The sequence below is a fragment of the Pseudocolwellia sp. G5-9 genome (assembly GCF_055808995.1).
The window spans coordinates 2,969,722-2,991,342 of record NZ_CM147893.1 but is presented as its reverse complement, the minus strand read 5'-3'; the positions used below and the strand labels follow the sequence as shown (position 1 = coordinate 2,991,342).

General features: G+C 35.1%; 22 protein-coding genes. 9 read left to right on the top strand and 13 right to left on the bottom strand.

What is annotated here, in order from left to right; translation table 11 throughout:
• Window positions 1–52: 52 nt before the first annotated feature.
• From AC0L5Q_RS12895 to AC0L5Q_RS12870, 6 genes are read left to right on the top strand one after another with little or no spacing between them, the layout of a single operon-like run.
• On the top strand, window positions 53–754 hold the full coding sequence (locus AC0L5Q_RS12895) for an RDD family protein (RefSeq protein ID WP_473609093.1): 702 nt from the start codon (window positions 53–55) through the stop codon (window positions 752–754).
• Complete coding sequence (locus tag AC0L5Q_RS12890) at window positions 751–1,707, top strand: stage II sporulation protein M (protein WP_473609091.1); 957 nt, start codon at window positions 751–753, stop codon at window positions 1,705–1,707. The genes AC0L5Q_RS12895 and AC0L5Q_RS12890 overlap by 4 nt, the downstream gene beginning before the upstream one ends.
• A complete protein-coding gene (locus AC0L5Q_RS12885; protein ID WP_473609085.1) occupies window positions 1,694–3,214 on the top strand; it encodes a hypothetical protein in 1,521 nt (506 codons plus the stop codon). Before AC0L5Q_RS12890 ends, AC0L5Q_RS12885 begins: the two co-directional genes overlap by 14 nt.
• The gene (locus AC0L5Q_RS12880) at window positions 3,207–4,355 is read left to right on the top strand and encodes a hypothetical protein (protein WP_473609081.1); all 1,149 of its coding nucleotides are present in this window, start codon (window positions 3,207–3,209) and stop codon (window positions 4,353–4,355) included. The genes AC0L5Q_RS12885 and AC0L5Q_RS12880 overlap by 8 nt, the downstream gene beginning before the upstream one ends.
• Window positions 4,352–5,329 (top strand): AAA family ATPase, encoded by a 978-nt coding sequence (locus AC0L5Q_RS12875; RefSeq protein ID WP_473609077.1) that lies wholly within the window; start codon window positions 4,352–4,354, stop codon window positions 5,327–5,329. Before AC0L5Q_RS12880 ends, AC0L5Q_RS12875 begins: the two co-directional genes overlap by 4 nt.
• Window positions 5,326–6,654, top strand: coding sequence for a DUF58 domain-containing protein (locus tag AC0L5Q_RS12870; protein ID WP_473609074.1), 1,329 nt, complete (start codon window positions 5,326–5,328; stop codon window positions 6,652–6,654). The genes AC0L5Q_RS12875 and AC0L5Q_RS12870 overlap by 4 nt, the downstream gene beginning before the upstream one ends.
• A 103-nt stretch (window positions 6,655–6,757) precedes the next feature.
• On the opposite strand, the gene AC0L5Q_RS12865 is transcribed toward AC0L5Q_RS12870, so the two are convergent.
• The 6 genes from AC0L5Q_RS12865 to AC0L5Q_RS12840 form a co-directional block, all read right to left on the bottom strand.
• Window positions 6,758–7,249: a DUF4234 domain-containing protein gene (locus tag AC0L5Q_RS12865; protein WP_473609070.1), complete on the bottom strand. Its 492-nt coding sequence runs from the start codon at window positions 7,247–7,249 to the stop codon at window positions 6,758–6,760.
• A gap of 342 nt (window positions 7,250–7,591) precedes the next feature.
• Entirely contained in the window at window positions 7,592–8,692 is a 1,101-nt protein-coding gene (locus tag AC0L5Q_RS12860; protein WP_473609065.1) for a transporter family protein, read from the bottom strand.
• Between the two features lie 36 nt (window positions 8,693–8,728).
• A complete protein-coding gene (locus AC0L5Q_RS12855; RefSeq protein WP_473609061.1) occupies window positions 8,729–9,163 on the bottom strand; it encodes a DUF2946 family protein in 435 nt (144 codons plus the stop codon).
• Between the two features lie 180 nt (window positions 9,164–9,343).
• The gene (locus tag AC0L5Q_RS12850; protein WP_473609058.1) at window positions 9,344–10,054 is read right to left on the bottom strand and encodes a pirin family protein; all 711 of its coding nucleotides are present in this window, start codon (window positions 10,052–10,054) and stop codon (window positions 9,344–9,346) included.
• Window positions 10,055–10,083: 29 nt separating this feature from the next.
• The gene (locus tag AC0L5Q_RS12845) at window positions 10,084–11,034 is read right to left on the bottom strand and encodes a glutathione S-transferase family protein (protein ID WP_473609054.1); all 951 of its coding nucleotides are present in this window, start codon (window positions 11,032–11,034) and stop codon (window positions 10,084–10,086) included.
• A gap of 27 nt (window positions 11,035–11,061) precedes the next feature.
• Window positions 11,062–11,505, bottom strand: a complete 444-nt coding sequence (locus AC0L5Q_RS12840; RefSeq protein ID WP_473609051.1) for a DoxX family protein — start codon at window positions 11,503–11,505, stop codon at window positions 11,062–11,064.
• A 175-nt stretch (window positions 11,506–11,680) separates the two neighbouring features.
• Between AC0L5Q_RS12840 and AC0L5Q_RS12835 the strand changes: the two genes are divergently transcribed.
• A complete protein-coding gene (locus AC0L5Q_RS12835; protein WP_473609047.1) occupies window positions 11,681–12,571 on the top strand; it encodes a LysR substrate-binding domain-containing protein in 891 nt (296 codons plus the stop codon).
• 214 nt (window positions 12,572–12,785) lie between these two features.
• Here AC0L5Q_RS12835 and AC0L5Q_RS12830 read toward each other — a convergent pair whose 3' ends face one another.
• The 7 genes from AC0L5Q_RS12830 to proB form a co-directional block, all read right to left on the bottom strand.
• Window positions 12,786–13,025: a hypothetical protein gene (locus AC0L5Q_RS12830; RefSeq protein ID WP_473609044.1), complete on the bottom strand. Its 240-nt coding sequence runs from the start codon at window positions 13,023–13,025 to the stop codon at window positions 12,786–12,788.
• Between the two features lie 252 nt (window positions 13,026–13,277).
• Complete coding sequence (locus tag AC0L5Q_RS12825) at window positions 13,278–13,694, bottom strand: hypothetical protein (RefSeq protein WP_473609040.1); 417 nt, start codon at window positions 13,692–13,694, stop codon at window positions 13,278–13,280.
• Window positions 13,682–14,311, bottom strand: a complete 630-nt coding sequence (locus AC0L5Q_RS12820) for a hypothetical protein (RefSeq protein WP_473609036.1) — start codon at window positions 14,309–14,311, stop codon at window positions 13,682–13,684. Before AC0L5Q_RS12820 ends, AC0L5Q_RS12825 begins: the two co-directional genes overlap by 13 nt.
• 333 nt (window positions 14,312–14,644) lie before the next feature.
• Entirely contained in the window at window positions 14,645–14,848 is a 204-nt protein-coding gene (locus tag AC0L5Q_RS12815; RefSeq protein ID WP_473609032.1) for a hypothetical protein, read from the bottom strand.
• Between the two features lie 240 nt (window positions 14,849–15,088).
• Window positions 15,089–16,501, bottom strand: a complete 1,413-nt coding sequence (locus AC0L5Q_RS12810; RefSeq protein WP_473609028.1) for a DUF1570 domain-containing protein — start codon at window positions 16,499–16,501, stop codon at window positions 15,089–15,091.
• Window positions 16,502–16,540: 39 nt separating this feature from the next.
• The gene (locus AC0L5Q_RS12805; protein ID WP_473609025.1) at window positions 16,541–17,803 is read right to left on the bottom strand and encodes a glutamate-5-semialdehyde dehydrogenase; all 1,263 of its coding nucleotides are present in this window, start codon (window positions 17,801–17,803) and stop codon (window positions 16,541–16,543) included.
• Window positions 17,804–17,858: 55 nt separating this feature from the next.
• Complete coding sequence (proB, locus tag AC0L5Q_RS12800) at window positions 17,859–18,962, bottom strand: glutamate 5-kinase (RefSeq protein WP_473609020.1); 1,104 nt, start codon at window positions 18,960–18,962, stop codon at window positions 17,859–17,861.
• 456 nt (window positions 18,963–19,418) lie between these two features.
• Between proB and AC0L5Q_RS12795 the strand changes: the two genes are divergently transcribed.
• Both AC0L5Q_RS12795 and AC0L5Q_RS12790 read left to right on the top strand, forming a co-directional pair.
• Window positions 19,419–20,309: an acyltransferase gene (locus AC0L5Q_RS12795; protein ID WP_473609017.1), complete on the top strand. Its 891-nt coding sequence runs from the start codon at window positions 19,419–19,421 to the stop codon at window positions 20,307–20,309.
• Between the two features lie 33 nt (window positions 20,310–20,342).
• The gene (locus AC0L5Q_RS12790) at window positions 20,343–21,593 is read left to right on the top strand and encodes a mechanosensitive ion channel family protein (RefSeq protein WP_473609014.1); all 1,251 of its coding nucleotides are present in this window, start codon (window positions 20,343–20,345) and stop codon (window positions 21,591–21,593) included.
• The last annotated feature ends 28 nt before the right edge of the window (window positions 21,594–21,621 follow it).

Here is a 21,621-nt window from a genome sequence, read left to right as displayed (position 1 = left end):
TCAATTTATTATAGAGATTGATATTACTTATAGTTTTAAGATAAAAATAATAATGATGCAGTATCAAGGATTAGATAATAAGTTTTTCATCAAACTACCTGAAGGTGTAAGTATTAATCTTGTGCCTGCAGGTATTGTTGTTCGTTCGTGTGCCTACCTTTACGACTTTTTTATTCGAGTTATCGTTTTTGGCCTAGTTGCTGTCATCTTATCTTTTTTAGGAGATGCTGGCCAAGGGCTTATTCTTATTGCTTATTTTATTATTACATGGGGTTACTATATAGCCTTTGAAGCAAAGTCTGGCACTACTCCCGGTAAAAAAAGATTCAATTTAAAAGTTGTTCAAGACAATGGTTTACCCGCCACGCTGAGTAATATTATTATTCGAAATTTACTGCGCCCCGCAGATGCTTTTCCTTTTGGTTATTGCTTAGGTATTGCCACCATGAGCTTTAATAAAAGTTACAAGCGTATTGGGGATTGGAGCGCAGGTACACTCGTTATTTATCAAGAAAAGAACGTAGGAACTTTGCTGAATAGTGAGAATACAAGTCAGGAAGAACCACCAAAAATAGAGTTAGCCATTGATGAACAACAAGCTGTAATTGAATTTTCAGAACGCTGTAAAAAACTCTCTCCTGCTCGCCAAGAAGAGCTTGCTAATATATTGAGTGAAGCGTTGAACGCAAAAGATGAAGCAGCAACGAATAAATTAAAAAGTATGGCCAACTTCTATTTAGGCCAAAAAATATGAAACAAAATCAATTTGTTCAACTAAATGAAAAACGCTGGCAGCAGTTTGAAGCGTTATCAGTAAATTCAGCCGGCGAAGAGGATATGCCAGCAGAATTTGCGGTACTGTATCGTCAAGTTTGTAATGATTTAGCAACAGCAAGAACTCGCCACTATTCCCCCGCATTAATCGCTAAATTAAATGAGTTTGTTTCCACCGGACAAAGTATTTTATACCAAGGTGAAGGTATAAAAATTGGTTCGTTGTTACGGCTTTTTAAGCAGAATTTTTTTCGTTCGTTATTTGAAAACCGTTATTACCTTTGGTTATCGGTTGGTGCTTTTTATGGGCTAGCTTTGCTGGCTTATTTTTGGGTGAGGTTTGATCCTGATGCCGTGTATTATTTTCTTGATGTGGAAAGCATTAAAGACATAGAAAAAATGTATGATCCTGCCGGCTCTGTGCAAACAAAAGAAAGAAGTTCGGGATCAACCGTTTTAATGTTTGGTGTTTATATTTATAACAATATAGGTATTGCCTTTCAAATGTTTGGAGGTGGTGCTTTATTTGGTGTTGGTGCGATTTTACCTTTACTGTTTAACAGCTTTTATTTTGGCGCTATTTCGGCCCATATTGTTAATATTGGCTATGAAAGTACCTTTTTTTCGTTTGTTGTTACCCATGGCTCATTTGAACTAACCGCCATTGCTATTGCTGGAGCTGCGGGGGCCAAAATAGGTTTTAGTTTATTAATGCCAAAACAATATTCTAGGGCTTATGCCCTTAAAACGGCTGGAAGTAGCGTACTCCCGTTAATTGTGGGGGCTTTTATCATGTTATTGATTGCCGCTGTTATTGAAGCTTTCTGGTCGCCATTAGATATCCCCAATGTTTTTAAATATTCGGCAGGAGCCGTTTGCTGGTTTTATGTTTTGTTGATGTTTTATCGAGGGACAAGATATGGACATAACTAAACTCTTTTTTAATGCGCGTCAGCGCAATGCATGGCAGGTGTTCGATTTAACTCAACTTGTTGTGAAACATCATTTTATTCAATTAATGCTTATAGTGATATGTGTATACTTACCTATTGCTATCTTGTTTTCAGTTATCTTTAGCGTATCAACGGCATCATTTATTATTTGGTGGTTGAAGCCTATATTGGAGCGCCCACTATTAGATTTTCTAGCTAAGCGAAGCTTTTATCAGCCGACGAGTACTTGGTCTTCTATTTGGTCGATCAAAAAACTTAAAGTAATAGATATTATATCTATGCTAACCATCCGACGATTGAGTCCTTATAGATCTTATTTAGCCTCCATTGAACAACTTGAATTATTGCAAGGAAGTGAGCGAAAAAAACGTAAAAATATTTTGTTAAATAGAAATGATCACAAGCAAATGTTTTGGTTAATATTTTGTGTGCATATTGAGCTGATTATTGCGACCCTTTTGATGGTGGTTGTTTATAATTTTATTCCTCAGGGTGTTTCAATTGATGATCAGTTTTTTACCAGTGGAACAGCTCTTTACCAATTAGAGTTACTGTATTCTTGTTGTTATATCGCGGCGATAATGTTACTTACGCCGTATTACGTAACAGGTGGATTTTTAGGTTATTTAAATTCACGTATAGATATGGAAGGTTGGGATTTAGAGCTAACTTTTAAAGGTATTGCTGCTCGTTTTCGTCAAATTGCTGTTGTTTTAGTTATTGGGATATTGAGTTTTAGTTTACCAACACCGCCATTATCAGCGCAGGAAGTAACAACCGAGCAAGCTGATAAAGAAAAAGTGGAAGATATTGATGAAGAAACTCCGTTAAATGAGCGTAATATAAAAATAAGAAAAGAGGTTGTTGATATTTATGAACAACATCAACTTATTGAAAAAACAAATATATGGAAACCTGTGGTTGATCCTGAGGAACCTAAATTTGATTTTGAATGGTTAAAAAGCTTTTTTTCAGGACTTTCTGTAATAAGTAATGTAATTGCATATTTAATTTGGTTATTAGTCGCGACACTAATCGTTTGGATAGCATATAAGTTGTACAGTTCTGGTGGCTTTAAATGGCTTAAATTTAGCGCAGGAAACACTAAAGCGATAGAGGGCACAGTAGATCTGCCAACATTTTTGAGTAGTATTGATAATAGTGAAGGGCCTAAAGATTTACTTAAAGCCGCCCAACAAGCTAATAACAAACAGGCCTACCGAACCGCATTAATGTATTTGCTAAAGTATTCTTTTATTTATGCTCAAAATTTTTCAAATGTATTAATCACCAAATCCATGTCAGAAAAAGAATGCGAAATAGCATTACTGAAAGCTTTACCTCAGTTATTACATAAAAACTACCAACAACTTTTTCATTTGTGGATCCAGCAAGCTTGGGCGCATAAAGACGTTAATCAGCAACAAGTTGACGACGTGATTTCTGCTTTTAAAGTCATGAAGCCGGAGCAAGCACAAAATGAATAAAACTCGGGTATTGTTATTTAGCACCTTAGCTATTGTGGTTATAGCGTTAGCTTATTTCATTAGTACTGTTGAATGGAACATGGTTGAAGAAGAAATAGGTTTAACGCAAGAAGCAGGAGAAGAGCCTTTACTTGCAGCCACTTTATTTTTAGAAACCTATCAAAAAAAGCTCAAGAAACTGACAACGCAAGAATCTTTTTTACAAGCAGGTGATATTACTTTACCTAAAACATCAACGTTAGTGATTGATGAAGCAACCCTTGTTGAATACGAACAACTTATTCCTGCGTTAGTTGACTGGGTCAAAAAAGGCGGGCACTTGGTTTATACCTTGTCGTCACGGCGAGAGCAGCTTAAGTTAGAAAATAACGCAGTTATTGCGTTAACACCGGTAACAGTTAAAGACGCGGAATTTGTCGCTAACCGAAAATCTATTCTTACAACGCCGAAATCTAATGGAATAATTACTGAAAAAGAAGACTCATTCTCAATATATATTGCCCATCGTTACACGTTTGAAAACTGTAGTGGTGTTGAAGTATTGCAAGAAAATACCGAGGAAGTGCTTATTTGTGAAGAGGGGGTTGATGAGGGTTTTATCACTTTTGTACCCAGTATTAACGCCATTTCAAATGATGGTTTAAGGCATTTAGATCATGGAGAGTATTTATTATGGTTGATAGGTTCTAATGACCAACTCTTTTATTTACCTAGTACGCAAACGACTAGCTGGTTAGTGATGTTATGGCAGTGGTGCTGGCAGGTTATTGTACTAATTGCTGTATTAAGTTTATTACTTATGTGGCAATTGAGTATGCGTTTAGGTCTTGCTATTGAACCTTCGGAACATTCAAAAAATTTATTTGCTAAACATATTGAAGCCGTGGGTAATTATTTATTTAAATACCAGCACCATGAAGTACTTAAAAGCGCCCTACTTATTGATCTCGCCAATGCGGTTGAAAAAAGACAACCTAAATACAAGCAACTTAACGTGAATGAACAAGCCGATTTAATCAGCTCGTTAACCGGAAAAAACAGCCAAGACATTCATTTACTCTTATCCGAACCATTACCAGAAGATGAAAATAAAAGGATAAAGTTTATTAAGTTATTCAAAGAACTAAGGAGTTTATTGTGATTGAAGCAACACCAGAACTAACTATCGAAGAAGCCTTTAATCAGGTAACTCAATTAAAAAGCAGTATTGCTAGCGTATTAATTGGCCAAGACACCATAATAGAAAATGTACTTACGGTATTATTTTCTGGCGGTCATATTTTATTAGAAGGTGTGCCAGGACTAGGAAAAACCTTATTAGTAAGAGCCTTAGCGCAAAGTTTATCTGTCGACTTTTCGCGTGTGCAATTTACACCTGATCTTATGCCTTCTGACGTACTTGGGCATAGCTTATATGATTTAAAAACGGGTGAATTTATTATTAAAAAAGGCCCTGCTCACACCAATTTGTTATTGGCAGATGAAATTAACCGTGCGCCAGCAAAAACACAATCAGCGTTATTAGAAGTGATGCAAGAGCAGCAAATAACGATTGATGGTGAAAGCCAATTATTAAGCTCTCCTTTTATGGTATTGGCAACACAAAACCCATTAGATCAAGAAGGTACTTACCCACTTCCTGAAGCTGAGCTTGATCGTTTTATGATGAAGGTCAATTTAGATTATCCATTAAAAGACGATGAAATAACGTTATTAAAATTAAATACCGAACAACGAAGCCATGAGCTAAATACTAATAACTTACCGCAATTAATGAATGCTGATGTTATTGAAAAAATCAAAGTATTAGCCACTCAAGTTACGGTAGACGAACAAATTTATCATTACGCGGTAGATATCGTCACTAAAACTAGAAACTGGCATGGCATCATTCATGGAGCAGGTGTACGGGCAAGTATCAACTTAATTAAAGCAGCCAAAGTAACAGCATTAATGAATGGCCGTGATTTTGTTGTACCTGACGATATAAAAGTGGTTGCTAAAAATGTATTAAGACATCGATTAATTTTATCGGCAGATGTTGAGTTGGAAGGTATAACTCAAGATCAAACGATTGACGATCTACTAAAATCGATTGAAGCACCTCGCGTATGAAGCGAATAGCTTTTAAACCCTCCTATACGCTTATTAAAGTTATAGGCGTTTTAATTACACTGTTTATTACGGTGAAAGCGTTAGGTAGTGATGAAACTAGCTATCTAAGTTTTATCGACGCATGTGCACTTTTAATTACGTTGTTTTGTATTGTCGATTTTAGTCAAAGTAGAAAACCTCCTCAGTTAAGCATTACCCGTTTAGCAAGCAATAAACTAAGCTTTAATCGCTGGCATAGTATTGAATATATTATTGAGAATAACAGTAATAGCCAATATGCATTATCAATTAGAGAGCATGTAGGTCAACAGTTTCAATTGGCAGGTTTACCTAACATTGTTCATATCTTTGCGAATCAAAAAGCTACTGTGCGTTTTAAATTAAAATCAACGCAGCGAGGGCAAGCTATAGTCGGTCCTATCGAGTTTTGCTTAACTTCACCAGCACGATTATGGCAAAGCTATTGGTTAGTGAACGATACCATTACCGTTAAAACTTACCCTGATTTTGAGCGTTTAAAACAGCAAAGTCTTAACGGTGTGCAAAACCAACCAATTAATGGTTTAAAGCAAATGAAAAAGCGTGGTGGTGGCACTGAATTTCATCAATTACGTGAATTTCGTCAAGGCGACAGTATTAGGCAAATTGATTGGCAAGCTACCAGTAAACGACAAAAACTTATTGCCAAAGAATATCAAGAAGAGCAAAACCAGCATGTTGTGGTGATGCTTGATGCGGGGAATAAAATGAATATAGAAACCGCTATAGGTTCACATTTTGATGCGGCATTAAACGCATTGCTTATGCTTAGTCACACGGTCTTAAAACAAGGTGATTGGTTTAGTATGCAAAGCTTTAATCAAAAAGAACGTTGGTTACCTGCGGTTAAAGGCGCACAGAATGTATCTCGAGTTATGAACCATTTTTATGATTTGCACCCTGATGAAACCACAAGTGATTACCAACAAGCGGTAACCCATTTACTAAAAAAACGCAGTAAACGCGCGCTCGTTTTGATGGTAACTACGCTAAACGATCAAAGTATTGAAGAGTTATTACCTGCACTGAAAAACTTACAGCGGCACCATCTTGTTGCTTTAGTGAATATTGAAAATGTTGCCTTAACAGAAACGGTATCTGCTGATATTGAAACGCTAAGCGAAGCCCATAGGTACTGCGCTGCTATTGATTTACAAAATATTTATCGTAAAAACCTAAACCGGCTCCGAAAAGAAAATATTATTTGTGTTAATAGCCAACCCGAACATTTATTACCGCAAGTGATTAACACCTATTTAAGTGTAAAACATGCAGGGCTGTTGTAACCCAATACCATTAATAAACAAACTAGTGTTGAGAAATGGAAAACGAGATACAAAAAAAGAGCCATCAGGCTCTTTTTTATTAAGTTGAATAACCTAGTTCAAATTATTCTCTTTGATTGTCAATTGCTTCGTTAATTTTGTATTGGAAGTAAAGGATATTAAAGAAAAATGTTTTAATTGGACCTATTTTTACTTTCTCTTTAGTTCCTTCGTTTATCACTTCTGTTATAGCGCTTCTAAGGGAGTATATAGCCACATAAAATGCAACCAATGAAATAAGCGATAGAGCAAGGCTAACGTTAACCAAAGTAAAACCGTATAATACAACATTAGAAAAGATGCTAGCAGCTATGTAAATATACATTCCTATAACATTAGCTTTAGCTACTTTAGATAGAGTATTTATCTTATTAACTCGAGTAAACATCCAATAAATAAGATATATACCAAATGTTATAATTGATAACCCAAAAACCCCCCACGCTGAAAAACGTTTCATTTGTAAAATAGGTTTATCTGTCGAGGGGGTTGATAAATCAGCTTTAGGTGCTTCAAAAGCATTTTCTGTTTCAGGTGTTATTTCTGTATCTGACATGTGTTATTCCTTTTTTTATAGTATATTTTTCTTCCGATTAGGAATTCTATCAGAATATTCTTTTGTATAGAAAAGAAATAAAAAAAAATCGTAAATATTAATTAACCTAAACTCGGCTTAACAAATACTGCTCTAGCAGCTATTTTTTCTAATTTCAGCGTTAAATTTACTTGCAATAGACCAGCTAATGACGCGAAACTTGCCTTGAATTAAGAAAAACTATCAAGCTAGAGACTCAATAAAAATATTTTTTGTTATATTTCAATTTCGTTAAATATCTTTTAACCCGAGTTCAGGTTAATTACGGGCTTCTATTAAGTCACGGTTTACGTACTTTTTATCTTAAAAAGCAATTTGATAACCCACAGTCAACATTTTATCCATTTCCATCTGCACACCATTTACGGTTTGCTTTAAAGGAACTGAATACTCAAACGAAACACGATGTTTATTGGCAAATACGGTGTTTAAGCCAAATGAAGCATTAATATAATCACCACCATAGTTTTCAGGATTTGCTGTAGCCACGGGAGCCATTATTTTATTATCTATACCGTCTATTTCATCGGTATTTATATAATGCAAACGTAACGAACTACTCAATATATCGGTTAGTTGATGTGCATACCAAGCGGTTAACTGCATTTTATCACCTACTTGATAACCTTCGTCGTTAGTGTCTAAGGCTGTGCTATATAATATTTGGGCACCCCAATTACTTTTATTAACATAGCCATTATATGTAGTACCTAATTCTACTATGTTTGATCCTGAGCCTAGTTGCATGGCATAAGGCATACGCATGTTAGTACGCATATTCATTGGCGTTAATACTTCCGCGGTTTTATCAATATCACCTGTTGGTATTTGCCAATTTACATTCATATGAAAATGATGGGTGTCGTTATCGTGTAAGCGATAAAGCAAGCCAAGCTTTGTATCGCCTAGCCCTTCACTTTCGGTATTGAAGTTACCTAATTGCTTTGTGCCCATCATGCCTTTATAGGTTGATAAAAGCATGTCTCTTTCAAGGTAATTAACCATTAACATTAAAGTTAAATCGTTAGTGGGTGCATACATAAAACCGAGCATATGCATTTTGGTGGTCATGGTTTGAGGAACAACGCGAACCGTTGGTGGCATCATTGGCATGCTGGCAAATTTATTGGGTACTGTGGTCGCTATTTGATCTGATGAAATGTCGTCATTACCTTGTAAATTTCCCGACATATCCATATCCATGTAGCGATACGAAAACATAAATTCGCCTGCTTGATGCATATGATCACCCATTACCCCGATAGGCGCATGAGTTTGCGGTAATACTTTAGGATTATCGTGGTGTTTAGTTTGTTTTGTATGATCAACACCATTATGGGCTTGAACGGCTACAGATAAACAAGAAATAGCAACAGCACAAGCTGCTTTTGTATAAAAAGACATAAGTTTCCCTTAAAAATAATAAATAAAATGTAATGTTTAAATTGAGATAAGGGAAGGAGGATCTCTAGAGCTAGGTGTTAAGGTATTACGTTGTGTAAAATGCTGTAAAAAATTAAAACGTGCTTGATAGGTTTGGTTGTCTAGCGTAAGTGAATGAGCAGAAACAAGTCCTGTAGAAAGGTTATCTAATTGAGTGTAAATAGAGCATATTGGGCACGTATTATTATTTTGTTCAGTTTTATCACTAACAGAAGGTTTTTCTAAAAAAGTCAGTTTTCCTGTTTGGTAATATTCAGATAACTTGATCCATCTAATTTTACCGTTACCACTACAAATAGGTGCTAAATCATTAACCTGCATATTCGACGCATGCATATTCATCGCTGCGCTAGCAGGCATGAGTATACTGAATAAATGGCTGAGTAAAATAAAGCTAAGTAGCAATAATTTAGTTAATGGAGTTTTTAGCACGTTATGACTTTATAAGAGATCATTAACACGAATTCTACAGATTAAGCGCTTGATAGCAATAAATAAATGAGCTTTATAAAAATAATATGTAATAAATATAAACAGTTAAAAAGCTAGAGATTTTGTATTCGAGCTTTTTAACTGTTTGAGTAGCAGAAGCTTAAGTAAATAGTCTTTAGCTTAGCTAGGTACATCAATAATGACTATTTCACAGTCACTTGTTGCGGTAATGGTAACTTCTTTCGTTTGAGTCACTTCCGCTCCGTCACCCTTTTGCATAACTGTTAAGTGGCCGCTGTTGGTTAATTCAAAATTCCCTTTTGAAGCTAATATATAAGCTTGATGAGTTATTTTATGAGTAAGCTTTATACCCTGTTTTACTTTGCCACCAAATATTCTAGCTTCTTGATGAATAAACAAAGCGTTATCTTTGTCTTCTTCATAGCCTGAAACCAATAAAGGTAATGTGTTGGTTACATAGTTTGTTGGAAATAGCTTGCTGTCCCAGCGCGGTGTTACGTTTTGCTTATTTGGCTGTATCCATATTTGGTAAAGAGTTAAAGGATCTTTAGTTCGGTTATATTCTGAATGAACAATACCACTACCCGCACTCATAACTTGTACTTCGCCTGCTTGAGTGATGCCTTTATTTCCTTCACTGTCTTGATGATGAATTGCGCCAGAGCGCACTATGGTGATAATTTCCATGTTGTTATGCGGATGCGCCGGAAAGCCTGTATTTGCATTAATAGCATCATCATTAACAACACGTAGTACACCAAACCCCATTCGTTTTGGGTTGTAATAATGAGCAAAGCTAAAGTGAAAATTTGCTTTTAACCAACCATGATTAGCTTTACCTAACTGGTTAAAAGGATAATGTTTAATCATGGTTTACTCCTATCTATATAATTTATGTCTTAATAACTTCTATCGCGATCGTGAGCTTCATCAAAGTTACAAATACCGCCAAGAGGCACAATAAGCGTAGGGTTAATAGTTTTATGACTCGCATAATAATGTTGCTTGGTATATTCCAAATCCACTGTTTCTTTAATACCGTTGACTTGATATAACGCTTTAACGTAATTATAAATATGGTGATATTCGCTAAGTTTTTGCTTATTACACTTAAAATGTCCGTGATATACCGCGTCAAACCGAACTAGCGTTGTAAATAAGCGCCAATCAGCTTCAGTAAGATGTTCACCAACAAGGTAACGGTTTGTCGATAAATGTTGTTCTAACCAATCTAAGCTATCAAACAATTCGTAATAAGCTTCTTCATACGCTGCTTGAGTTGTAGCAAAACCAGCTCGGTAAACGCCGTTATTCACGGTGTGATAAATTCGTTCATTTACGGTTTCAATTTGTTCCTGTAAAGAGTCAGGGTAATAATCATCGCTATTACCTGTTAAATCATTAAACGCGGTATTAAACATTCTAATAATTTCAATCGACTCGTTATTAACAATAGTTTGTGTTTTTTTATCCCACAAAATAGGGACTGTTACTCTACCTTGATAATCTGGTGCGGCTTTTAGGTAAAGCTGATAGGCATAATCTAATTGATATAGCGGATCACCCTTTTCACCAAACTCCCAACCGTTATCTAGCATTTCAGGCTTAACAACACTCACTGAGATAATATCTTCTAACTGCTTTAATTTTCTAAAAATAAGCGTGCGATGTGCCCATGGGCAAGCAAGAGATACATATAAATGATATCTGTCTTTTTCTGCATAATATTGGCTACTTGGATCTGCCGATATTTGATGGCGAAAGCGGCTATCTTGTCGCACAAACTCACCTTTACTTGCTTCTGTGTCGTACCATTGGTCGACCCATTTTCCGTTAACGATTAATCCCATAACTTTTCTCCTAGTTTATTGAATAAATTACAGATTTTTAGCGATAATATTGTCTAAAGCGTATTTTCCGCCACCTTGAATCGCTAAAGCTAAACTCATTCCTAATAAAGCTAAGGCAAATTCGTAACCGTTGTTACTCATAAATAAACCATTGGTAAAATGAACACTAAATATGGCAATAATCATGGTAAATGTTAAAACCGCGCCAGATGCTCTGGTAAATAAACCTAACAGTAATAAAAGTCCGCCAAAGAACTCTGCACTACCTGCACCTAAAGCCATAAAATAACCTGGCGATAATCCAATAGAATCCATCCATTGGCCTGTGCCTTCTAAGCCGTAACCACCAAACCAAGCAAATAATTTTTGCGCGCCATGTGCACTAAAAATAATGCCAGCAATTAAACGTAAAGGTAATGTGCTATTGGTTGGCGTAGATGTTACTAATTTTTTAATAATTGAAGTTGTCATAATCTTATTCTCTCTAGTTAAGTAAAAACGGCTCTTAATAGTGTTAATAGGTTCTATTTAGCCAGTGAATAGATTGTAAGTAATATTATTTATTTAAATAACTACGATAATTTGTTTGATTTGTTCAAAATTTTTGAACAATATGGTGTTCTCTATTACTTTAGGTTTTAACTCGATGAATACTCCTTCAATTTCTATTGAATCTTTATTGGTATTAGATGCTATTGCTGAACGCGGAAGTTACGCTTCTGCGGCAGAACACTTAAATAAAGTTCCTTCGGCTTTGTCTTATATTGTGCAGAAGTTAGAAGAGCAACTTGATGTTACTTTATTTCAGCGGCAAGGGCGACGCTCAGTATTAACACCGGCAGGGAAATATTTACTGGAGGAAGGTCGCCATATTTTACTCGCTATAAACAAAATATCTGAACAAACAAAAACAATCGCTAATGGCTGGGAGCCTAAAATCCGTATCGCTATCGATTCTATTATTGATATCAACAAGGTATTACCTGTATTTAAACAATTTTTAGATGATCACAAAAATGTAGAATTAGATATACAAGAAGAGGTACTTAATGGAACTTGGGAAGCATTAATTGATGATAAGGTTGATTTATTGATTGGCGCTTCTGCTCCTGTGCCAATTCAAAAAGGGATAAGGGCTATTCCTTTTACTGTATTACATATGCTTTTTTGTGTTAATAATTCTCATGCGTTAGCTAATATAACAACACCAATATCACAAGATGACCTCATAAATTACCGAACGATTATTGTGCACGATAGCGCAAAAAGTATTGTAGCTAAAACAACTGCGGGGTTTATTGAACAAAGTAAACACTTATACGTATCAACAGTTGAACAAAAAATTAAAGCAATAACAGCAGGGTTGGGCGGAGGTTTTTTACCTATAGAACGTATTCAACATTTACTAGATGCTGGTGAACTTGTTGTTGTTCCATTAAAAGAGTCGTTACATGAAAGCCAATTATATATCGCTTGGAAAATACTCAATAAAGGAAAAGGGCTTGCGTCGTTAGTGTCGCACCTTAATGAGAATTAAGTGGTATTAATAGTTAATTCGAGGCCAGACTAAGCCATTATATCCTAAGCTTTTATTTTGAAAAAACACCTATGTATTTTAAAAGCACCAACAAAATCATCATACAGGCTGCTGTTACTATGTTGTTTGGGGAAAGTCGATTATAGCCAGCAAGAAGCCAAAGGAAAGATTCTCCTCAGGACCTGGCGTTAGTTCTTGGTTCTTTAATTTAACTCTAGTCTTGGTTTATTTTTGTTCCACAAGCATCGATAAAATCTTGTGGTGTAATAACAACTTCTAACTCATGGTTTTCTACTTTTTTATCTATTGCAGCACGGTCAAAAGTAATAGTGCATCCTTCACTATTTGTTGCTTCAACAACAAATAAATTTTTATCGATTTTGGTAATAGTTAACGAAGACTGCTCATAATCCCATAACTCATGACCCATTGGCTTTAAAGGAGGTAATTCCAAATAGTGAGTCCCATATTCATTTTTAAAAATTAATTTTACCTTCACAACCTCATTAGTAGTGTTTTTAACGCTCCCCCAATAAATATTTGAACAGCCACTGAGAAATAAAGGAAAACACAGCATTAGGATATATTTATAGAGATTAGTTAAACTTTCCATATAATTTCTGAACTCCATATTAAGCCTTTAATGTTTACTTATACGATAAAGCGGGCTTCAAGCCCCAATACCTGAATAAATTGACACCTATGCTTAGTTCTTTAATTTAACGCTAGTCTTGTTCGCTTTTATGTCACAAGCATCGATAAAATCTTGTGGTGTAATTACTATTATTTGTCTATTCTTCCCAACTTTTTTCTCTATTGCTTTACGGTCAAAAATAATAGTACAACCAGTATTGTTTGTTGCCTCAACCATAAATAAATCTTTATCCATTTTGTCTGTAAACAGTGATGATTGTTCATATTCCCATATACTATTTTCATTCGTTCTAATTGGATTCATTTCCAAAAAATGCTTACCGTATTCGTTTACGAAAGTAAGCTTTATCGTAATAACGTCATTGGTCTCATTTATAATATTTCCCCAGTAAATATTTGAACAAGCACTGAGTAGTATAGCCGTTAGTATTACCAGTAAATATTTGTAGCCATTTTTTAAGCTGTCCATACAATTTCTGAACTCCATATTAAGCGTTTAATATCTATTTCCATTGCGACTGAGTCATTAACCCTCTGAAATTTTTGTTCTTTTTGTTTTTTCTGATCATAATATTTCATTAAATCAAGCTTCCCACTCGTAGGGTATCCAGATGTCGATGATTTTATATTTTGAAATAGCGTGTTAGTAGAATCTTTGTGCCCCCAAGATAAAGTTATACCGCCAACGTACATTAAAACTGAATGGCCAAATTCATGAGCTGAAACTAACTTAAAATCATCATCAATTTGTTTTTCGGGAATACGGTTTGCACTTTGACCTTTTTGATAAATGAAGCTTGCATCTATCCCCAATATTGCTGGATTCATTGACCTAGCATAGTTAGGGCTTTCTTCTATTTTTAAATCAACAGGAATAGCATCGCTGCTATTTTTATGTAAAGCATTGACGGTTACGTTAAAACGCACTCCATCAACCGTTATGGTGTTAGACCAATATTGTTTAATACCAGCCATAGCTAGTGCTTTTAATTTACTGTAATCGGCCTGATTTAAATCATTTTGTTTAAAGTTAAGAAATACATTAATGCTGATGGTTCTTAAGTGGATATTTATACCCGTTACCACTCAAGATGCATATTTCAGAGCACTTGAGCAATATCAATTCAAGGCAATGCTTTGTAATAATGGTTGTTCCCTTATAAAAAGCATTAACGCAGAAGTGATTTTGCTCAAGCGCTTCTTCGATGGGTCTAAAAACAATTTATGGGGCTTATTAACTTTAGTCAGGTTCCTACATGGATGTAGGACATTAGGGTAACGCAGGAGCAGTTACCGAGAATAACCATGACGTAAACTTAATGCCTTGCATACATGGATGTAGACCTTAGATTTCGTTTGGAACGTGAAATCTGTGCCTAAATTGTTTTTAGTTCCCACTGAAACCTGCATCTTGAATGGTTACGGGTATATGATTGTTTTAGCCCACGTTGCTCTATGAGCGCCATTATGAACTTTTACTTCTCTTCTTTTTCCTTGCCTAGAAGGGCCTATTTTTCTCATGCGAAAGTTTGTGGTTGGCTTATCAATCGCTTTATGTAGATGTTCTTCAAATTTTTCTAAGGTAAGGCTATTTTTTTGCGGGCTTGTCGTGGCTAAATCCATTTTATATTCCATTATTTTAAGAGGTTATGTTAACTAAGAAATAATTAACAATCATCCTTGATTCCTATTAGTGCTGAACTATATCGTTTCAGATATTTTAGTGTCAAGCGATATACTAAAACTCCGAGAGTTTTAAGGTAATAGATTAAACTTGTTCATACCTTCATTAATCTGAATATTGCCAAATACCGGTTCAATTGTGCTTGAACGATTGCGGTATTACCGTCGCCTATAAGGCTATTACTCAATCGCTTTTTTGTTTTTATAATATTTAGCGCGTTTATCATCCATTTGCTTGATTAAATTAGCTATATAATTATCGAATGACTGCTGTAATGATTCTCGATCACCAAAATAACGATAAAAAATAGGCGATCGGATAGAGAGCTTAGTGCGATGAGTTTTAGTTAAATATTTAATATATTCTCTAAGTTCATCTGGATGATATTCATATAAAAATCGCACAAGAAAGCCACCTAATTCATAAATATCTGGATTGTTTTTGCTGGTTATTCCTTCAGATCCGGCTCGAATTGATACAATGTCAGAAATGGGCGTTAAAGGCCCTTTTTTCAGTTGTTTTTTAAGTTTAATCAAGCGTCTAAAAGAATAGTTTGAGGTTTGTGGTCCAGAAATTTGAGTTATATTGTGAAATTCTAATGATGTTGCAAGACCTTCTCCTAACCAACGAGGATATTCAACATTCTTTGAACGACTCTGTAAACCTAAATTAAAGAAGAGCTGATGGGCAATTTCATGACGAAGTGTTGATAACACCCTGAATTTGTTTTTTCGATTATTTGTTAGTTGATGGTCGAATAAAAAAAGTGTGTTGAGGTGTTGGGCATAAATTCCCGTAGATAGTTGAGCTGCTGCTGATGCATTGTGACTTTTTTGGCTATGTAAATATGCTTTGTAATCAGCTCTTGAGCTGAAGAATACTGCGGTTAGTTTTTCTTCAGGCGGTTTAGATAAAATATTAAATGAAATAAGAAAGCCCAGCGCTGAACGGTAGCCCATATCCATTTGTTTAATTAATTGTTTAAAATTAAAATCGCTGTCTTCGTTATAAATAAGATCCCATTGACCAGCATCCATAATTTTATAAGTTTTTTTTGTGATTTTAGTTAAATCGTCAGCTAAGTTTTTGGCTTGTTGAGTCGACTGTAATGATTGATTTTTTAAGCTATCTACATACTCATTACTATTATAGCGTAAATACAATTGTGTCTGACGTATGGCATATTCTTGGCTGAGATCAGGGTTAATATTTCGAGTGGCGAGCTTTAAATCTCCTAGTAAAGGGATCAGCTTTTCATCATGTGTGCTGTACTTTTGCGCTATTATTTTAACAAGAGACTGTAATAACGGAATAGCTTGCTTATATCTTTCTATTTGTAACAGTATTAACGCGTAGTCTTCAGAAATAGCGATATGATTAGCACTAGTTGGTTTAAATAAGGTTTGAGATAAGGTGTAAGCTTTTTCAGCTTCAACTGCCGCATCTTCAAACTTATTATCTAATAAAAGATTTTGGTATTGTTTTACGTGAGAAAGCAGCTGTTCTTTATTATCTTCTGCATTAACGTTTAAGCAAAAGATAATAAATACAATAAACAAACTGCTTTGTAATGTTGATATCAACATTCTCATATAAAGTGGAATTCCTTAATTTAACTGTGGCTAAGACGACTAATCTCGTACTTGTCCATCGCCATAAACCACAAATTTTTCAGTAGTTAAGGAAGCAAGCCCCATAGGTCCATAAGCATGAAGTTTACTCGTAGAAATTCCAATCTCAGAACCTAAACCTAGTTGCCCACCGTCTGAAAAACGTGACGATGCATTTACCATCACGACAGACGAGTTAATTTGTCTGATGAACTGTTGGCTTCGGCTGGTGTCTTGGGTAACAATGACTTCTGTGTGATCTGAAGTGTATTCATTTATATGATCAATCGCAGCGTCGAAACCGTCAATAATTTTAATGGCTACCTCTTGTGCTAGGTACTCAGCATGGAAATCGTCATCAGTTGCAAGTTCAGCATTATCGAAGTATTTAATACTTTGTTCACAAGCATGCACTTTTACATTGGCTGGCTTTAAAGCTTGAGCCGCTAAAGGTAAAAACTGTTCGGCGATATCTTTATGAACTAAAACCGTTTCAATTGAGTTACAAGCACTAGGACGCTGAGTTTTACCATTGACTAAAATATTGGTCGCTTTATTTAGATCGGCAAACTTATCAATAAATAAATGACAAACCCCTTTAAAATGTTGAATAACAGGTATTTGACTATTTTCAGTTACGTAACGAATAAGTCCTTCACCACCTCGAGGGATCACTAAATCTATCGTATCGCGCTGTTTTAGTAATTGCTCTATTACTTCACGGCTGGTATCAGGAATAACAGACACTATATTTTTATCAATGCTGTTAGCTTCCATGGTTTTATGTAAGCAGTTAGCTAAGGCTAAGTTACTATGAATGGCTTCTGAGCCACCACGTAAAATAACGGCATTACCTGATTTAATACACAAGGCTGCAGATTCAGCGGTTACGTTAGGGCGAGCTTCATAAATCATTGAGATAACGCCTAAAGGAATACGCATTTTTCCTACTTGCATACCATTAGGGCGTAACGATAGATTACTAATATCGCCAACAGGATCTTGTAATGTAACTATTTCACGAATAGCATCAGCAATATCAATAATACGTTGCGGCGTTAATAAAAGCCTGTCGAGCATTGCTTCACTTAAGCCTTTAGCTCGGCCAGCTTCAATGTCTTTTTGGTTTTCATCAATAATAAATTGGCTTTGTGCTTCAATCTCACTTGCCATTGCTGTTAATAATTGATTTTTTTGCGTAGTGGTTAATTGTGCTACAGCTCTACTTGCTACCTTCGCTTGGGCAGCCATTTCAGCCATATTAAAATTTGTTGAAGAGTTCATTGTTTAATACCAATTCTATTAATCAAAAATGTATGTTACTTATTTTTATTTCGAGTTACTTAGATAAAACGACCATATCGTCTCGATGAATAACGACTTTACTTGGACGAAAGCCTAAAATAGCTTCTATTTGGTCGCTGTTTTTACCTTGAATGCGCGATAAGTCGCGATGGCCATACTGGCAAATGCCTTTAGCTATAATTTTTTTTGATTCGCAATCTATAATATCGATAGAATCACCTGCAGAAAAATCACCGGAAATGCTTTTTATTCCTGAAGGTAAAAGCGAAGCACCTTTATTTACAACGGCGTTTATTGCACCTTTATCTAGCATAACATGACCATTACTTTTTAAGGTATGCTTGAGCCAGTGCTTTTTAGCTTTTGTGGCAGCCTGATTTGCAACAAAACGTGTACCTGGGTTCTCACCTTTAAGTAGTTTTTCAAAAACCGTGCTGTCACTTCCATTAATAATGTAAGTTTCAATGCCGTTTTCTACTGCTTTTTCAGCCGCTTGAATTTTAGTTTTCATTCCGCCAGTTGCAATAACATTATTGGTACTACCTGCCATTGCATATATTTCAGGTGTTATTTCTTTAATTTCGGGGATCATGATTGCGTCAGGATTAGTTTTAGGATTTTTATCATAAACCCCGTCAATATCACTTAATATAAATAAACAATCTGCTTCACTAACCAATGCAACTAATGCTGCTAGGTTATCGTTATCGCCCACTTTTAATTCATCTGTTGCCACCGTATCGTTTTCATTAACAATAGGGATAATATTATTGGCGAGTAAAATACGCAGTGTATTTTTAATATTGATGTAGCGTTCACGGTCTTTCAGATCACCGTGAGTGATCAGTAATTGGCTACAAGGAACATCAAAAAAACGTTGCCAGTTCGCCATCATCTGCATTTGACCAACAGAAGCCATAGCTTGCTTTACGGGAATAGAGGGAACAGGAGAGCCATGCTGAATAAGTTTACGCCCAGCAGCTACGCTACCAGATGATACTAGAATAATTTCTTTGCCTGCTAGATTACACTCCGTGATAAAACGGGCGATGGCAAGTATGTGCTTACCGCTACAGCCTTTATTATCAGGTGCTACTAGCGCACTTCCAACTTTAATTACAGCGCGATTAAATTTCATTAGTTCTCCCAAATTGGTATTTGGAGCCATTGACTTTCATAGCATAGCTTTTAAACTTAAAAGCCTTTTAACAAGATCAATTGCCCCTAGTGTAGAATGACTAAATCCTTATAAATATGCAATGAACTTTTTATGGATTTTTAGACAAGAAAGCTATTTTTAATGCTTTTAGTTGATAAAACCTTTAAGGATAGTGTTTTATAGTGATGAAATTTCATTTTTTAGAACAAAAGTGGGTAGATATTTTTTATTTGAATGTTTTTACAACAAGTTAATATAACTCTCAAAGCCTTTATTGTTGGTTAAAATCATGAAAATTATATAAACTATTATTTGATTGAATGTGTATACACTTCAAAGAAAGTATATTGAAGGCTAAGTGCTTAAAATTAGTGCTTATTGATTGATTTGATTTTGTTTAGTTAAAGTATGTTTAAGGTTACGTAGAGTAAGATTATGTTAAATTTTTTACCGTCTATTATTATTTGTGTTTTTTCCTTCTTAATGTATGTAATTAATACATTGTTTTGGTTGATCCCAATTATTATATTTTCTTTATTAAAAGCTCTTATTCCACTTAAAATTTCGCGTACATTTTTCAGTTATTTATTAGATCAAATGGCCAGTAATTGGGTTGCTATTAATACGGTGAACCAAAAATTATTTTATCGTGTAGACATTAAAACTGAGGGGTTGAATGGCTTAAGTATGCGTGAATGGTACTTAGTGTTATGTAATCATCAAAGTTGGGTCGACATATTAATTCTACAAAGAGTGCTTCACGGACAAATACCTTTTTTAAAGTTCTTCCTAAAAAAAGAACTGATTTATGTGCCTTTTTTAGGGATCGCATGGTGGGCGCTTGATTTCCCGTTTATGAAGAGACATAGCCAAGCTTTTTTGAAAAAGAATCCTCATTTAAAAGGTGAAGATATAAAAACCACGCGTAAATCGTGTGAAAAGTTTAAATATAAGCCAGTTAGTGTCATGAGTTTTATTGAAGGTACGCGATTTACTTCTGCAAAACATAAAAAACAAAAATCACCTTACCAGCATTTACTCAAACCTAAAGCAGGCGGTATTGGTTTTGTACTTGATGCCATGGGCGAGCATTTAACGAAAATAGTTAACATTACTATTGTTTACCCTGATGGTATTCCAAGCTTTTATGATTTTGTTTGTGGTAATGTGAAAGAAGTCAGAGTAAACATTGAAACAACTGATGTGGCGTCAGAATTAAAGGGTGATTACTTTAATGATCGCGCGTTTAAGATTAGTTTTCAAAAATATGTGAATCAAATGTGGGAAGATAAAGACACAACATTTTCCATGTTAAATAAAAAATAAAATCATCATTCAAAATTTAAACAAGGTTGTTTTATGATAGAAATGATAAGTGCTTGGTTGGTTAAACAAAACGTAGGTGTAGAATATCTTCCTTATGCAACAGCTTGGGTAGGTACGGCACTTATTTTTATTTTGTGTGGCGTCAGTTATTATCTGTCAAAGCACCAGTTGTTGGTGATGATCCATAAAATAGTAGAGCATTCAAAAAATACATTGGATGATTTATTGCTTGAGCATAATGTTTTTTCTCGTATTGCTCTATTAACTCCTTTCTTATTTTTGTGGTTTTTAACTCCTCATTTTTTAGATCCTGAAAGTTTACTCGGACATTTCTTTTTAACTTTTGCAAAAATAGCTATTAGTTTTCAGGTAGCTCGTTGTATTGATTCATTATTAAATGTGATTAAAAGCTCATACACCCGAACAGCGAGAGAGCGATATTTACCCTTAAACTCTTCGATACAAGTTATTAAACTTATTGTTTATTTAGTTGCGAGTATTTTAGCGATTTCTTTTATTTTAGGTAAATCTCCTTTTTACTTATTGAGTGGCTTAGGTGCATTAACAGCCGTACTGTTATTGGTGTTTCAAGACACCATTAAAGGGCTAGTTGCTAGTATTCAAATATCAGCGAATAAAATGGTAGCGCCTGGTGACTGGATTGAACTTCCAACGTATGGAGCCGATGGTGATGTACTAGAAATAGGCCTGAATACAGTAAAAGTAAAAAACTTTGATAATACGATAACTACAGTTCCGACTTATGCGCTGATTAGTGGTTCGTTTAGAAATTGGCGAGGTATGATACATTCGGGTGGTCGACGTATTAAGCGTTCCGTTATTATCGATATTGGCAGTGTTAAATTTTATCAAAGCAATGAATTAGAAGCGTTGGCTAAAATTAAGTTATTGACCCAATATTTAGCAGAAAAAAAAGCAGAAATTAGTGAAGCTTGTTTAGCTTTAAACTTAGACCCTAATGATATAAATAACAGCAGACAATTAACGAATATTGGTACATTCAGAGCTTATATTACAGCTTACTTAAATCAACATCCTAAAATACATCGTGAAATGACTTGTATGGTCAGGCAATTAGCCTCAACAGAATCGGGTATTCCATTAGAGCTTTATTGTTTTAGTAATGATCAAAATTGGGCAAGATACGAAGCTATTCAGGCGGATATTTTTGATCATATTTTTGCCATGGCACCATTATTTGGCTTGCGTATTTTTCAACATCCTACTGGTAATGACTGGCGTAAAATTGTCGATAAAGATTAAAGTTAAATAAATGTGGTTACTTATTATT

Coding starts and splice junctions, on each gene's coding strand:
- AC0L5Q_RS12895 (WP_473609093.1), top strand. CDS start 53: ATGATGCAGTATCAAGGATTAGATAATAAGTTTTTCATCAAACTACCT.
- AC0L5Q_RS12890 (WP_473609091.1), top strand. CDS start 751: ATGAAACAAAATCAATTTGTTCAACTAAATGAAAAACGCTGGCAGCAG.
- AC0L5Q_RS12885 (WP_473609085.1), top strand. CDS start 1,694: ATGGACATAACTAAACTCTTTTTTAATGCGCGTCAGCGCAATGCATGG.
- AC0L5Q_RS12880 (WP_473609081.1), top strand. CDS start 3,207: ATGAATAAAACTCGGGTATTGTTATTTAGCACCTTAGCTATTGTGGTT.
- AC0L5Q_RS12870 (WP_473609074.1), top strand. CDS start 5,326: ATGAAGCGAATAGCTTTTAAACCCTCCTATACGCTTATTAAAGTTATA.
- AC0L5Q_RS12865 (WP_473609070.1), bottom strand. CDS start 7,249: ATGTCAGATACAGAAATAACACCTGAAACAGAAAATGCTTTTGAAGCA.
- AC0L5Q_RS12860 (WP_473609065.1), bottom strand. CDS start 8,692: ATGTCTTTTTATACAAAAGCAGCTTGTGCTGTTGCTATTTCTTGTTTA.
- AC0L5Q_RS12850 (WP_473609058.1), bottom strand. CDS start 10,054: ATGATTAAACATTATCCTTTTAACCAGTTAGGTAAAGCTAATCATGGT.
- AC0L5Q_RS12845 (WP_473609054.1), bottom strand. CDS start 11,034: ATGGGATTAATCGTTAACGGAAAATGGGTCGACCAATGGTACGACACA.
- AC0L5Q_RS12840 (WP_473609051.1), bottom strand. CDS start 11,505: ATGACAACTTCAATTATTAAAAAATTAGTAACATCTACGCCAACCAAT.
- AC0L5Q_RS12835 (WP_473609047.1), top strand. CDS start 11,681: ATGAATACTCCTTCAATTTCTATTGAATCTTTATTGGTATTAGATGCT.
- AC0L5Q_RS12825 (WP_473609040.1), bottom strand. CDS start 13,694: ATGGACAGCTTAAAAAATGGCTACAAATATTTACTGGTAATACTAACG.
- AC0L5Q_RS12815 (WP_473609032.1), bottom strand. CDS start 14,848: ATGGATTTAGCCACGACAAGCCCGCAAAAAAATAGCCTTACCTTAGAA.
- AC0L5Q_RS12810 (WP_473609028.1), bottom strand. CDS start 16,501: ATGAGAATGTTGATATCAACATTACAAAGCAGTTTGTTTATTGTATTT.
- AC0L5Q_RS12805 (WP_473609025.1), bottom strand. CDS start 17,803: ATGAACTCTTCAACAAATTTTAATATGGCTGAAATGGCTGCCCAAGCG.
- proB (WP_473609020.1), bottom strand. CDS start 18,962: ATGAAATTTAATCGCGCTGTAATTAAAGTTGGAAGTGCGCTAGTAGCA.
- AC0L5Q_RS12795 (WP_473609017.1), top strand. CDS start 19,419: ATGTTAAATTTTTTACCGTCTATTATTATTTGTGTTTTTTCCTTCTTA.
- AC0L5Q_RS12790 (WP_473609014.1), top strand. CDS start 20,343: ATGATAGAAATGATAAGTGCTTGGTTGGTTAAACAAAACGTAGGTGTA.